The sequence below is a fragment of the Microlunatus flavus genome, assembly GCF_900110855.1.
GTDB classification, from domain to species: Bacteria; Actinomycetota; Actinomycetes; order Propionibacteriales; family Propionibacteriaceae; genus Microlunatus; species Microlunatus flavus.
The window spans coordinates 28737-41694 of sequence record NZ_FOFA01000011.1; the positions used below are offsets into that span (position 1 = coordinate 28737).

Annotated in this window: 15 protein-coding genes; 11 read left to right on the forward strand and 4 right to left on the reverse strand. The window is 73.9% G+C overall.

Annotated elements, in window-relative coordinates:
• Positions 1-78 precede the first annotated feature (78 nt).
• The gene (locus BMY04_RS20050; RefSeq protein WP_091185882.1) at positions 79-849 is read right to left on the reverse strand and encodes a GAF and ANTAR domain-containing protein; all 771 of its coding nucleotides are present in this window, start codon (positions 847-849) and stop codon (positions 79-81) included.
• A 142-nt stretch (positions 850-991) separates the two neighbouring features.
• On the opposite strand from BMY04_RS20050, the gene BMY04_RS20055 reads away from it, so the two are divergent.
• The 6 genes from BMY04_RS20055 to BMY04_RS20080 all read left to right on the forward strand — a co-directional run bounded on the left by BMY04_RS20055 (position 992) and on the right by BMY04_RS20080 (position 7027).
• Positions 992-1984, forward strand: a complete 993-nt coding sequence (locus tag BMY04_RS20055; protein WP_091185884.1) for a ParA family protein — start codon at positions 992-994, stop codon at positions 1982-1984.
• A 49-nt stretch (positions 1985-2033) separates the two neighbouring features.
• Positions 2034-2888, forward strand: coding sequence for a segregation and condensation protein A (locus tag BMY04_RS20060; RefSeq protein WP_232506538.1), 855 nt, complete (start codon positions 2034-2036; stop codon positions 2886-2888).
• A complete protein-coding gene (gene scpB, locus BMY04_RS20065; RefSeq protein WP_091185891.1) occupies positions 2885-3541 on the forward strand; it encodes an SMC-Scp complex subunit ScpB in 657 nt (218 codons plus the stop codon). Before BMY04_RS20060 ends, scpB begins: the two co-directional genes overlap by 4 nt.
• Complete coding sequence (locus BMY04_RS20070; RefSeq protein ID WP_232506539.1) at positions 3538-4329, forward strand: pseudouridine synthase; 792 nt, start codon at positions 3538-3540, stop codon at positions 4327-4329. Before scpB ends, BMY04_RS20070 begins: the two co-directional genes overlap by 4 nt.
• 20 nt (positions 4330-4349) lie before the next feature.
• Positions 4350-5723 (forward strand): Pup--protein ligase, encoded by a 1374-nt coding sequence (gene pafA / locus BMY04_RS20075; protein ID WP_091185894.1) that lies wholly within the window; start codon positions 4350-4352, stop codon positions 5721-5723.
• A 260-nt stretch (positions 5724-5983) separates the two neighbouring features.
• A complete protein-coding gene (locus tag BMY04_RS20080) occupies positions 5984-7027 on the forward strand; it encodes an FKBP-type peptidyl-prolyl cis-trans isomerase (RefSeq protein ID WP_091185898.1) in 1044 nt (347 codons plus the stop codon).
• A 15-nt stretch (positions 7028-7042) separates the two neighbouring features.
• Here BMY04_RS20080 and BMY04_RS20085 read toward each other — a convergent pair whose 3' ends face one another.
• Together BMY04_RS20085 and BMY04_RS20090 are read right to left on the reverse strand one after the other, a co-directional pair.
• Positions 7043-7537: a GNAT family N-acetyltransferase gene (locus BMY04_RS20085; protein ID WP_139210026.1), complete on the reverse strand. Its 495-nt coding sequence runs from the start codon at positions 7535-7537 to the stop codon at positions 7043-7045.
• Between the two features lie 10 nt (positions 7538-7547).
• Positions 7548-8699 carry a DUF3866 family protein gene (locus BMY04_RS20090; protein ID WP_091185906.1) on the reverse strand — a complete coding sequence of 384 codons (1152 nt, stop codon included), beginning with the start codon at positions 8697-8699 and terminating at the stop codon, positions 7548-7550.
• A 55-nt stretch (positions 8700-8754) separates the two neighbouring features.
• On the opposite strand from BMY04_RS20090, the gene BMY04_RS20095 reads away from it, so the two are divergent.
• On the forward strand, positions 8755-9204 hold the full coding sequence (locus BMY04_RS20095) for a VOC family protein (protein ID WP_091185910.1): 450 nt from the start codon (positions 8755-8757) through the stop codon (positions 9202-9204).
• Between the two features lie 10 nt (positions 9205-9214).
• Here BMY04_RS20095 and BMY04_RS20100 read toward each other — a convergent pair whose 3' ends face one another.
• Positions 9215-9916 carry a potassium channel family protein gene (locus BMY04_RS20100; protein WP_091185914.1) on the reverse strand — a complete coding sequence of 234 codons (702 nt, stop codon included), beginning with the start codon at positions 9914-9916 and terminating at the stop codon, positions 9215-9217.
• A gap of 275 nt (positions 9917-10191) precedes the next feature.
• Between BMY04_RS20100 and BMY04_RS20105 the strand changes: the two genes are divergently transcribed.
• The 4 genes from BMY04_RS20105 to tatA all read left to right on the forward strand — a co-directional run bounded on the left by BMY04_RS20105 (position 10192) and on the right by tatA (position 12943).
• Positions 10192-11169: a helix-turn-helix transcriptional regulator gene (locus BMY04_RS20105; protein ID WP_091185918.1), complete on the forward strand. Its 978-nt coding sequence runs from the start codon at positions 10192-10194 to the stop codon at positions 11167-11169.
• Complete coding sequence (locus tag BMY04_RS20110; protein WP_091185921.1) at positions 11166-12134, forward strand: helix-turn-helix transcriptional regulator; 969 nt, start codon at positions 11166-11168, stop codon at positions 12132-12134. The genes BMY04_RS20105 and BMY04_RS20110 overlap by 4 nt, the downstream gene beginning before the upstream one ends.
• A 204-nt stretch (positions 12135-12338) precedes the next feature.
• Positions 12339-12635: a hypothetical protein gene (locus tag BMY04_RS20115; RefSeq protein WP_139210028.1), complete on the forward strand. Its 297-nt coding sequence runs from the start codon at positions 12339-12341 to the stop codon at positions 12633-12635.
• Positions 12632-12943: a twin-arginine translocase TatA/TatE family subunit gene (tatA, locus tag BMY04_RS23635; protein ID WP_091185928.1), complete on the forward strand. Its 312-nt coding sequence runs from the start codon at positions 12632-12634 to the stop codon at positions 12941-12943. The genes BMY04_RS20115 and tatA overlap by 4 nt, the downstream gene beginning before the upstream one ends.
• The last annotated feature ends 15 nt before the right edge of the window (positions 12944-12958 follow it).

Below are 12958 nucleotides of genomic sequence, written 5' to 3' on the forward strand. Positions count from 1 at the left end.
GGGTCGGAGGACTTAGCTGCCGTCCGGCGGGTCGCCCGGGCGTCCCGCGCCCGCCGAGGGGCAGCCGGGGGACCGGCGTCAGCGGCCGGGGTCCTGCGCGGCCGGGAGCCCCGGCAGCCTCCGCGTGGTCGCCAGCTCCTGCGCGACGTCGTGCAGCTTGCGGTGGCTGTTCTGGCTCACCCGGGTGAGCACCCGGAACGCCTGCTGCTCGTCGAGCCCGTAGCGCTCCATGAGGATGCCCTTGGCCTGCCCGATGAGGTCGCGCGAGCCGGCGGCCCGGCTCAGCTGGTCGAGCTTGCGGGCGTCGGCGAAGGCGACGGCGGCGTGGCTCGCGAACAGCAGCCCGACCTGCTCCGACTCGTCGTCGAAGGCGTTCGGCTCGCGGCTGTAGAGGTTGAGCGCGCCGAGGTCGTCGTGCTCGACGTAGAGCTGGAAGGACAGCATGCTGCCCGTGCCGGCCTCGGCGGCCCGCCGGGCGAAGCGCGGCCAGCGCTCCTCGCGGGTCATGTCGGGCACCCGCACCGTCTCGTGCTCGTACGCGGCGTCCAGGCAGGGGCCCTGCCGCTCCTCGGTCTGGATCTCGTCCATCCGCGCCGGGAAGTCGCTCGTCGGGTGCTCGGAGGTGACCTCGGTCCGCCCGGTCACGACGCTGATGGAGCCGTCCTGGGCGCCCGGGATCATCCGGACGGCCGAGGCGACCAGCTCGTCGAGCATCGTGTCGGTGTCGTCCTCGGCCTGGAGCAGGCGGGCGATCTCGCTGAACCGGGCGGCCAGCTGGTTCACGCCCGCCGTCCCCTCGTCGTGGGTGGACGGCTCGCCGCGGCCGCCGGTGCGCGACTCCTCGTCCATGCGGGCCCCGTCCTCGGGATGCTGCTGAAGTGAACCACCCACGGTAGCGAGGCGGTGACCACGGCGGCGAGCAGGGGCGGGTCCCGCAGGTACTAGGGTTCGCCAGGTCCGACGACCTGAACCCCCGAGGAGCTTGCCCGACATGGTGGACCCGCAGGACGGGCTGCAGGCCCTGCCCGCCGACCCGCCGCCCGTCGACGCGGCCCTCGCGGGCGCGCCCGACGAGGACGGCGACGCGCTCTTCGCCGCCCCGCGCCCGGCGGCGCCCGACCTGTCGACGGCCGGGCTGCCGAAGGCCGAGCTGGGCCCCACGGGACGTCCGTGGCCGGAGCTCGGCGACCCGCCGGCCCTGCCCGACCCGCGCCCACCGGCCACCGTGATCGCGGTGTGCAACCAGAAGGGCGGGGTCGGCAAGACCACGACCACGATCACCCTCGGCGCCGCGCTCGCCGAGCTCGGCCGCCGCGTGCTGCTCGTCGACTTCGACCCGCAGGGCTCGTTGTCCGTCGGGCTGGGGGTCAACCCGCACACGCTCGAGAACAGCATCTACAACCTGCTGCTGACCCGCGACCTCGACGTGCGCGACGTCATCGACGCCACCGGCACCGAGGGCGTCGACCTGCTGCCGAGCAACATCGACCTCGCCGCCGCCGAGCTGCAGCTGGTCAGCGAGGTCGGCCGGGAGCAGACGCTGGCGCGGGTGCTGAAGAAGGTCCGGGGCGACTACGACGTCATCCTCATCGACTGCGCCCCCTCGCTCGGGCTGCTCACCATCAACGCCCTGACCGCCGCGGAGTGGGTGCTGATGCCGCTGGAGTGCGAGTTCTTCGCCCTGCGCGGCATCGCGCTGCTGACCGACACCATCGACAAGGTCCAGGACCGGCTCAACCCCGACCTCAAGGTGCTCGGCATCCTCGGCACGATGTACGACCCGCGCACCCTGCACAGCCGCGAGGTGCTCGACCGGGTGGTGCAGGCCTTCGGCGACCAGGTGTTCCACACCGTCATCCGGCGCACGGTGAAGTTCCCGGAGACCACGGTGGCGGGGGAGCCCATCACCAGCTACGCCAGCTCCTCGCCCGGCGCGGCCTCGTACCGGATGCTCGCGCGCGAGGTGCTCGCCCGGTGCGGGTGACCGTCCTCGTAGGCGCGCCGGCGAGGCGACCTCACGGGGACCACCGCTGGTGACGTCCGAGGGACCCGCGGCGCGCGGGTCGTTCGACGTCCACCTCACGAACTTCGAGGGCCCGTTCGACCTGCTCCTGCAGCTCATCGGGCGCCGTCAGCTCGACATCACCGAGATCGCGCTGTCGCAGGTGACCGACGACTTCATCGCGCACGTGAAGGCCGCGGGCAGCTCGTGGGACCTGGACCAGACGACGCAGTTCGTGCTGGTGGCCGCGACGTTGCTCGACCTGAAGGCCGCCCGGCTCATCCCCTCCGGCGAGGTCGAGGACCCCGAGGACCTCGCGCTGCTCGAGGCCCGCGACCTGCTCTTCGCGCGGCTGCTGGCGTACCGGGCCTTCAAGCAGGTGGCGGCCTGGCTGGGCGACACGCTGGCGTCGGAGTCGCGGCGGGTGCCGCGCGCGACCGGGCTCGAACCGCACTTCGCCCGCCTCCTGCCCGAGGTGGAGCTCACGATCACGCCCGACCAGCTGGCCGCGCTCGCCGCCCGGGCGATGGCGCCGAAGGTCGCCGAGGTCGTCTCGCTCGCCCACATCCACGCCCCGGCGGTCAGCGTCACCGAGCAGGCCGGCGTGCTCGTCGACCGGCTGCGGCGGCAGCGGGTGGCGACGTTCCGGGCGCTGACCGGCGACGCCGACCGGCTGACCACGGTCGCCCGGTTCCTGGCGCTGCTCGAGCTCTTCCGCGAGGGGGCGGTGGCGTTCGAGCAGGTCAGCGCCCTCGGCGAGCTGACCGTACGCTGGACGGGCGCCGACTCGGGCGAGCTGGAGATCTCCGACGAGTTCGACGCCGACCCCGACGACCAGACCGAGGGCCACCGGCCCGGCCCGACCCCCGAGGACAGCACCGCATGAGCGAGCCCGAGACCGAGACCGAGGTCGCGCCCCCGAGCGCCGCCGAGGTCTCCGGCGCGCTCGAGGCCCTGCTGCTCCTGGCCGACGAACCGACGAGCGAGCTCACCCTGGCCGAGGCCGTGGGCGCTCCCGAGGCCGTCGTGCTCGAGGCGCTGGAGTCCCTGTCGGCCTTCTACGACGAGACCGGGCGCGGCTTCGAGCTGCGCCGCGTCGGGGGTGGCTGGCGCTACTGGACGCGGGTCGAGCACGCCGACGTCATCGCCGCGCACGTCGTCGGCGGCCAGACCGGCCGGCTGTCGCAGGCCGCGCTGGAGACCCTGGCGGTCATCGCCTACCAGCAGCCCGTGTCGCGGGGGCGCGTGGCCGCGATCCGCGGCGTGAACGTCGACGGCGTGATCCGGACGCTCGTCGCCCGCGGCCTCGTCGAGGAGGCCGGTCACGACGCCGAGACCGGCGCGGCCGTGTTCGCCACGACGGCGGCCTTCCTGGAGAAGATGGGGCTCGGCGGCCTGGAGGACCTGCCGCCGCTCGCCCCGCACCTGCCCGAGGTGGCCGAGCTGGAGGCCGAGCTGTCCGCGCTCGCCTCCCCGGCACCGGGCCCGGCACCCTCAGGGGTGCCCGACGCAGACAGCGACGAGAGGACGACGGCGTGAGCCGCAACGAGGACACGAACGACCGGAACGCCGACGAGCCCGAGGGCCAGCGGCTGCAGAAGGTGCTCGCCCAGGCGGGCCTGGCCTCGCGCCGGGCGGCGGAGCAGATGATCGACCAGGGCCGCGTCGAGGTGAACGGCCGCATCGTCACCGAGCAGGGCCGCCGCGTCGACCCGCACCGCGACACCATCCGCGTCGACGGCTCGCGCATCCCGCCGCCCCGCCGCCACCGCTACGTCGTGCTGAACAAGCCGCGCGGCGTGGTGTCGACGCTGCACGACCCCGAGGGGCGCCGCACGCTCGCCGACGCCGTGGTGGAGTCCGGCGCCAGCAAGGCGCTGCTCAAGGAGCGGCTGTTCCACGTCGGGCGTCTCGACACCGAGACCGAGGGCCTGATCATCCTCACCAACGACGGCGACTTCGGGCACAAGCTCGCGCACCCCAGCTTCGAGATCGACAAGACCTACCTCGCCGAGGTGGAGGGCATCGTCAACTCGGTGACGCTCAAGCGGCTCAAGGACGGGATCGTGCTCGACGACGGGCCGGTGCACCCGCGCGGGGTCAAGCTCGTCTCGACCGTCGGCGGCAAGTCGCTCGTGCGCCTCACCCTGCACGAGGGCCGCAACCACATCGTGCGCCGTACGATGGAGCACGTCGGGCACCCCGTCCGGCGGCTGTCCCGGATCGGCATCGGACCGGTGCGGCTCGGCACCCTCAAGGTGGGCGAGGTCCGCGACCTCACCCGCGAGGAGCTGGGCGCGCTGCTGGACCTGGTCGAGCGGGGCTGAGGGAAGGGCGAACCTGGTCGATGGACCGCCGCATCTACGGCCTGGAGACCGAGTACGGGGTCGCCTGCACGTCCGGCGGCACCCGCCGCCTGACCCCCGACGAGGTCGCCCGCTACCTGTTCCGGCGCGTCGTCACCTGGGGGCGCAGCAGCAACGTCTTCCTGCGCAACGGGTCCCGGATCTACCTCGACGTCGGCTCGCACCCCGAGTACGCGACCGCCGAGTGCGACGACCTCGTCCAGCTGATCAACCACGACCGGGCCGGCGAGCGGATCCTCGAGGACCTGATCGTCGACGCCGAGCAGCGCCTCGCCAGCGAGAACATCGCCGGCGACATCTACCTGTTCAAGAACAACACCGACAGCCACGGCAACAGCTACGGCTGCCACGAGAACTACCTGATCAGCCGGATCGGCGACTTCTCCAAGATCACCGACGTGCTGGTGCCGTTCCTGGTGTCGCGCCAGCTCATCTGCGGCGCGGGCAAGGTGCTGACGACGGCGCGCGGCGCCGAGTACAGCGTGAGCCAGCGCGCCGAGCACATCTGGGAGAGCGTCTCGTCGGCCACCACCCGCAGCCGCCCGATCATCAACACCCGCGACGAGCCGCACGCCGACCCGGAGCGCTACCGCCGCCTGCACGTCATCGTCGGCGACTCGAACATGAGCGAGACGACCACGCTGCTCAAGGTCGGTTCCGCCGAGCTCGTGCTGCGCCTGGTCGAGGCCGGCGTGCCGATGCGCGACCTGGCCCTGGACAACCCGATCCGCGCGATCCGCGACATGAGCCGCGACCGTACGGGGCAGGTGAAGGTCTCCCTGTCGAACGGCCGGCGCATCTCCGCGCTCGAGCTGCAGACCGAGTACTACGAGAAGGTCGCCGAGTTCGTCAGCCGCGAGAGCCTGCGCACCCCGACGGTCGACCGGGTCCTCGACCTGTGGGAGCGCACGCTGCGCGCGGTGGCCGAGGACAAGCTCGAGCTCATCGACACCGAGATCGACTGGGCGATCAAGCTCAAGCTCCTCGAGCGCTACTCCGCCAAGCACCAGCTGAGCCTGGCCGACCCGCGGATCGCCCAGATCGACCTGGCGTACCACGACATCCGGCGCGGGCGCGGGCTGTTCTCCATCCTCGAGGCCCGCGGCGCCGCCGCCCGCGTGACGACCGAGCCGGCCGTGTTCCGGGCCAAGTCGGTGCCGCCGCAGACCACCCGCGCCAAGCTGCGCGGCGACTTCATCCGCGCGGCCCAGGACTGCCGCAGCGACTACACCGTCGACTGGGTGCACCTCAAGCTCAACGACCAGGCGCAGCGCACGGTCCTCTGCAAGGACCCCTTCGTCGCCGCCGACGAGCGGGTGGACCGGTTGATCGCCTCCATGCGCAGGGCTTACTGAATCTTCTGAGCTCGCTCCGCTCGCTCGCGGATCGTCCTCGGACCCGATGCCTTCCTCCCTCCCGCGCAGGACGAAGAGCGTGTCCTGCGCGTCCGGTCGTCCAGGCACCGGCGGACGATCCGGGTGCCTGGTCGCGCTGTGCACGCCCTGCTCGCGGACCGGGACCAGACGAGGTGCTGCGGATCTGGGGCCTCGCAGGGGAACACGCACTCCGTCTCGACGAACCCTTGCGCACAGACTGACCCCTGTAACCTCTCCCGGTGCGACTTCGACGACCCGTCCCTGTGACCAAGGCCCTAGTAGGCCTCGGGCTGAGCGCGGTCCTGCTGACCCTCGGTGCCTGCGGCGACGACGGCGACCCGGCCGCCAGCGCCAGCCCCACCCCGGCCGCCACGGCGTCCGACGCCGCGAGCGCGTCGCCGTCGGCCAGCCCGAGCGCGAGCCCGTCGGCGAGCGTGACGCCGTCGAAGAACTTCTCGGCGGTCAAGGTCGAGGGCAAGTACGGCAAGTCGCCCACCGTCACGGTCAAGTCCCCGTGGGCGATCGACCAGACCCGGACCGAGGTGCTCCAGCCCAACCCGAAGGGCGCCGTCGTCCAGCCGGGCGCCACCGTCGAGGTGAACTACTACGGCGTCAACGGGCGCACGGGCAAGAAGTTCGACGACTCGTTCAGCCGCGGGCAGTCGATCGCCTTCCCGCTCGACCAGGTCGTGCCAGGCTTCAGCAAGGGCCTGCAGGGCCAGCACCAGGGCAGCCGCGTCGTCATCGCGATGCCCGGCTCCGACGGCTACGACGCCAGCGGCGGCAGCCCGCAGGCCGGCATCGACGTGGGCGACACCCTGGTCTTCGTCGTCGACATCGTCGCGGTGCCGCTGACCGGCCCGCAGGGTTCCGCCGTCACGCCGAAGGCGGGGCTCCCGACCGTCAAGGACACCGACGGCAAGCCGGTCGTCACGGTGCCGAAGACCGATCCGCCCAAGGACCTCGTCGTCCAGCCGCTGATCCAGGGCTCCGGCAAGAAGGTCGGCCAGGCCGACTCGGTGACGATCAACTACTCGTGGGTCGACTGGAGCACCGGCCAGGTCCTCGAGCAGACGTACGGCGCCAAGCCCGCGACCGCGCAGCTGGGCTCGCTCGTCCAGGGCCTGCAGAAGGCCCTCGTCGGGCAGAAGGTCGGCAGCCGCGTGCTGGTCGTCGTGCCGCCGTCGGAGGGCTACCCGCAGGGCAACGCCACGCCGAAGGTGAACCCGGGGGAGACCCTCGTGTTCGTCGTCGACGTGCTCTTCACCTCCTCGGGCGGCTAGGCACCGCCTCCGGCGCTACGCCGGCCCGGCGGGCAGGAGCACCTTCTCCGCGAAGTACGTCGCGTGCGGGTTGGCGTTGAAGTTGGCGATCTCGACGTAGCCCGACGTCTCGTAGATGTGGCGCGCGTCGGGCTGGTGGTGGCCGGTGTCGAGCCGCGCCACCCGGTAGCCGCGCTCGCGGGCCTGGTCCTCGAGGAAGGCCAGGAGCCGGTGGGCGAGGCCGCGCCCGCGCAGCGCCGGGACCACGAACATCCGCTTGATCTCGCACGCGCCCTCGTCCGGCAGCCGCTTGATGCCGCCGCAGCAGGCAGGCTCGCCGTCGACGTAGCCGACCCAGAAGCCGCCGTGCGGGGGACCCAGCTCGGCCGGGCCGGCCTTGGGCATGTCGGGCCCGTTGTGGTCGAGCCCGTCGTAGAGCCGGGCGATCTCGGCCGCCATCGCCCAGAACAGCGTCTTGCCGTCGCCCTCGTCGACGCGGGCCGGTCGGAAGTCCACCACGGGTGCGCTCACGGGACCGACGCTATCGGGGCCGTTCGTCCGGCGCAGCGGTGATCAAGGTGGCTGCGTGCCGCCCGGCGGCGGCCGCGGCGAGGAAGTAGGCCGGGTCGCCGTCGAGGTCGCGGCCCATCGTCGTCATGCGCAGCGGCGAGGCCAGGAGCGCGTCGTCGAGGCCGTCGAGCGGGACCCGGACGAGCCGGTGCCGGACGCCGAGGGCCTCGGCCGCCCGGTCGACGCCGGGGGCGAGCGCGGCGACGTCCGCGAGCCCGGCGATGCCGTGCAGCCGGCCGGCCCCCGCGAGGTCGGGGACGGCGACGTCGGCCGGGCTCAGGGCGACCCGCCCGTACGCGGTCAGGCTGTGGTGGGACACCCCGCGGTGCCGCGGCCGGGCGTCGGCGCCGGAGACCCGCAGGCTCGCCACGGGCCGCCCGTCGAGGGTCGCCGCCGCGTTGACGGCCTCGCCGGCGCCGACGCCGGAGAAGCCCCAGCGCGTCCCGGTGCCGAGGTTGCCGGGCCCCTGCGTCACCACCGCGACCTCGGCGCCCAGCGCCAGCCGCGCGGCGAGGAGGCCGGAGTGGACGGTGACCGCCTCGAGGTCGCCGCCGAAGGACTGCCCGACCGTGACCGTTCCGGCGAGCAGGCCGGCGTCGCGCAGCCGGGCCACGGTCCGGGAGAAGGCGATGGGCAGCGCGCCCTGGTCGCTCATCACGTAGACGACCCGCGTGCCCGGGCGGTCGTGCGCCAGAGCGAGCAGGGTGGGCGCGAGCGCGGAGTGCAGGTCGGCGACGACCACGGGCAGGCCGTGCAGGGAGTCGGCGTCGGCGAGCAGGTCGTGGTGCGGCGAACCCTGCTCGTCGGCCCCGGCCACCATCGCCTGCAGCGGGAGGTAGCGCGCCTTGACCAGGTGCCCGGCCGGCGGCGGGGGCTGCGCCCCGACCGTCCCGTCCGGCGCGAGGGCGGCGACGACCAACGCGTACCCGCCGGTGCCCAGCCCCCGGTCCAGCGCGGCGACGTTGAGCAGCACCCGGTCGCCTGGTTCGGGGGCGGCCATCAGGTCGGTGTAGGCGAGGGAGCGGACGCCGGCCTGCGTGTCGTCGCGGCGCACGTCCAGCTCGACGGCGCCGCGCCACCCCCCGCGCAGGCCGGTCACCGTGCCCGAGGCCCAGACGATCACGGGCCCGACCCTAAGCCGTGCCCGGACTGTCAGTGGCCGGCGCTAGCGTCCCGCCATGACGCCCGTCGAGGTACGCGAGGTCCAGGTCACCGTCGACTGCGCCGGGCCGGCGGCGCTGTGCGCCTTCTGGTGCGCGGTGCTCGGCTACGAGCGCCAGGCGCCGCCGCCGGGCTTCGACAGCTGGGAGGCCGCGCTCGACGCGTGGCACGTGCCCGACGACCAGCGCGACGCGCGCGACGCCGCGGTCCCGCCGGCCGGGGCGAGCGGCCCGCGGCTGTTCTTCCAGCGGGTGCCCGAGCCCAAGACGGTCAAGAACCGCCTCCACCTCGACGTCCGCGCCGCCCCCGGCCTGGCCGGCGACGCGCGCATGGCTGCGCTCGAGGCCGAGGCCGAGCGCCTCGTGGGCCTGGGTGCGCGGCGCCTGCAGCGCTACGAGCCCGGCGGGATGGACGCCGGGCACGTCGTCATGGCCGACCCCGAGGGCAACGAGTTCTGCCTCGACTGAGCGAGCGGTCTCAGGGCCGGCGCTGCAGCAGCTCGTCGACCTTGGCGGTGAGGGCGGCCACGTCGCGACGCAGCAGGTCGGTCTCCGACTCCTCGGCGCGGACCCGCTGCACCAGCCAGGAGGCGAGGGTGGCGGTCACGGTGCCGAGCAGCGCGATCCCGCCGAGCATGAGCACCACCGCGGCGAAGCGGCCCTGCGTCGTCACCGGGTAGCGGTCGCCGTAGCCGACGGTCGTCATCGTCTCGACCGCCCACCACACGGCGTCGCCGAAGGTCTGGATGTTCGCGCCGGGGTGCCCACGCTCCGCGTCGAGGACGGCGAGCGCCCCGCAGAAGCCGAGGAGCACCGAGGCGCCCCCGGCGTACACGGCGATGCGGCCGCGCAACCCGCGGACGGCGTGACGGTTCAGCAGGCTGAGCAGCGTGACCAGGCGCAGCAGCCGCAGCGGGCGGAGGACGGGCAGCGCGAGCACCACGACGTCGAACCAGTGCTGCAGCAGCCAGCGGCCGCGCCGCCGCGCCAGCGCCAGGCGGACGAGCAGGTCGAGGACGAACAACGCCCAGGCCAGCACGACGACGCCGTGGCAGGCGGCAAGCAGCGCCCGCGGCGCCCCCGGCGCGATGATCGGCGTCGCGTACGCGGCGAGGAACAGCAGCGACGCCGCCGTGAGCGGCCAGCTGGTCGCCCGTTCCCAGCGCTCCAGGCGGTCCATGCCGCCACCCTGCCGCCACCCCCTCTGGAGCCCGTCGTTCGCCACGCGTGAATCGCACGCGCTTTCGAGCGAGGCCGTAGTACTTTCAGTCCTCGCCCGAACACGCGCTCACCGTGAACAGGCGCCCGCCGAGCCGGCATCAACCTGAGCACCGCCGGCTCGGGCGCCGATGCCTGGACGACCGAGGGAGCAGACACGCTTTTCGTCTGCGAGCGAGGGAGGAAGGGATCGGGTTTGAGCCCGAGACGCGTCCGAACGGAGTGAGGACAAACAAGGTGGCACCCCGCAAGACCGAACGCATCGTGAACCTCACGATCGCGCTGCTGGTCGCGGGCCGCTACCTGCCCAAGTCGCGGATCCGCGAGCTGGTCGAGGGCTACCACGGGCTGACGGACGCCGCCTTCGAGCGGACGTTCGAGCGGGACAAGGACGAGCTGCGCGCCCTCGGTGTCCCGATCGAGGTCGGCGGCTTCGACCCGCTGTTCGAGGACGAGGCCGGCTACCGGATCCTGCCGAGCGAGTTCTCCTTGCCGCCGATCGAGCTCGACGCCGAGGAGGCGTCGGTGGTCGGCGTGGCGGCGCGGGTCTGGCAGCACGCCAGCATGGCCGAGTCGACGCAGAGCGCGATGGCCAAGCTGAGGGCGGCGGGCGTCGAGCCCGACCCCTCCGCGCTGGCGGCGCTGGAGCCGTCGGTGCAGGCGACGGAGGCGGCCTTCGGACCGCTGTGGACGGCCGTCCTCGAGCGGGTGCGGGTCCGGTTCACCTACCGCGACCAGAGCGTGCGGACCCTGGAGCCGTGGGGGATGACGTCGCGGCGGGGCCGTTGGTACGTCGTGGGGCGCGACGTGGACCGGGACGCGACCCGGATGTTCAAGCTGTCGCGCATCAGCGACCTCCCGGCCGCGGTGTCGCGGCCCGGGGCCTTCGACGCCCCCGAGGGCCTGGACCTGCGGGCGCTGGCCGCCTCGCTCGACCCGCGGGAGCCGACCGCCGAGGCGCTGCTGGCCGTACGTCCCGGGAAGGCCCCGTCGCTGACCCGGCGCGGTCGCCGCGCCGAGGTGCTGCCGGACCTGGCCTGGCCCGCGGACGGCTACGAGGGCTGGTGGGTCGGCTACGGCAGCCTACCCGGCATGGCCGAGGAGGTCGCCGGGCACGGCGCCGACGTGCTCGTCGTCGAGCCGGCGGACCTCCGCGCCGGGGTGGTCGACCGGCTGCGGGCGGTCGCCGGTCGCGCCCCGGTGGAGGCCCGATGACCAGCCAGGCGCAGGTGCGGCGGCTGCTGAGCCTCGTGCCGTACCTCCGCGAGCACGACGGCGCCGCCGTCGCCGACGTGGCGGCCGCGTTCGGGATCAGCCCGAAGACGCTCCGCGCCGACCTCGGGGTCCTGTGGATGTGCGGCATGCCCGGGCTGTCGCCGGGCGACCTCATCGACATCGACATGGACGCCGTCGACGGCGAGGGGGTCATCCACCTCAGCAACGCCGACTACCTGACCCGCCCGCTGCGGCTCACCGCCGACGAGGCCCTGGCGCTGGTGCTCGCGCTGCGCACCCTGCGCGAGATCGCCGGGCCCGACCAGCGCGCGGCGACGGACCGGGCGCTGGCCAAGCTCGAGGCGGCCGCGGGGACGGCCCCCACGGGGTCGGCGTCGGTCAACGTCACCTCCGCCACCGAGGACGTCCGGGCCACGCTGGCCGACGCGCTGCAGCGGGGGCGCCGCCTCGACCTCACGTACGACACGGCCACGCGCGACGAGACGACGCAGCGCCTCGTCGACCCCCTGCGGCTGTTCGTGCTCGACGGCTACGGCTACCTGGAGGCGTGGTGCTACCGGGCGGAGGGGCTGCGCACGTTCCGCCTCGACCGGATCGCCGCGGCGAGCGTGACCGAGGCGCCGGTCGAGCCGCACGACGTCGAGCTCGCCGACCTCACCGCGGGGTGGGCCGGCTCGATGGCGCACGCGCCGCTGGTCAGCGTGGAGCTGTCGCGCGAGGCGGCCTGGGTCGCGGAGTACTACCCGACCGAGACGACGACCACCGTGGACGGCGGGAGCGTCGTCGCGACGTTCCGGGTCACCGACCCGGCCTGGCTGCGCCACCTCCTGCTGCGCCTCGGCGGCTCGGCCCGCGTGCTGTCCCCGGACGGCGCCGGCGACGCCGCGGCCGAGGCCGCGCAGGAAGCCCTCGCGGCGTACGCGGCGCTCGACGCGACCGCCTGAGGAAGCTCCGCGGTACGGGCCGGGGGGCCACGAGCGTCGGGGACCGTGCGCCGGCCCGCCTGGACGACCGAGCAGGGACGACACGCTTTTCGTCGTCCCTGGGAAGGAGGAAGGCGGAGCGTGGGAGCGTGCGGTGCGCGAGCGGCCAGGACGAGGGCGTGGAGCGTGCGAGCGCGCGGTGCGCGAGCGGCCACAATGAACCCCGTGTGGTGGGTCCTGCTCTTCCTGGCGATCGCGGTCGGCGGCGCCCTCGTGCTCGGCCGCCTGCTGCTGGGGCTGTGGCGCAAGGCCGGGGGCCTGCTGGAGGAGGCGGACGTCCTCGCGGTCCGTGCCGGCGAGCTGGCCGACCTGCTCGCGCAGGTCGAGGTGCCGGCCCTCCCTGTGACGGCGGCAACCCACGACGGACACGGCTCCGAACCCTCCGACGACTCAGGTCGGCCGGGTACGGTCGAGTCGTACGATGACCGCGGCGCGACAGCGCCGGGAAAGAAGGAACCATGACCCCGCTCGCGTTCGGCGGCCTCGGCGTCCCCGAGCTGCTCATCATCCTGGCCGTCGTGCTGCTGCTCTTCGGCGGTGCTCGTCTGGCCGGGCTCGGCAAGAGCACCGGGCGCGCGCTGCGGGAGTTCAAGGAGGAGACCAAGGGTCTCCGCGACAAGGACGGCGCCGCGGTCGACGAGGCGTCGGCCCAGCGCACCTCGGAGCCGTACACCGCGGAGCCGCTCGCGCCGACCGACCCCGGCTACACGCAGCCGCCGCGCAGCCAGGCGCCCGTCGACCCGACCGGCGACGTCCGCCGCGACGTCTGACGTCGTCCCGCACGA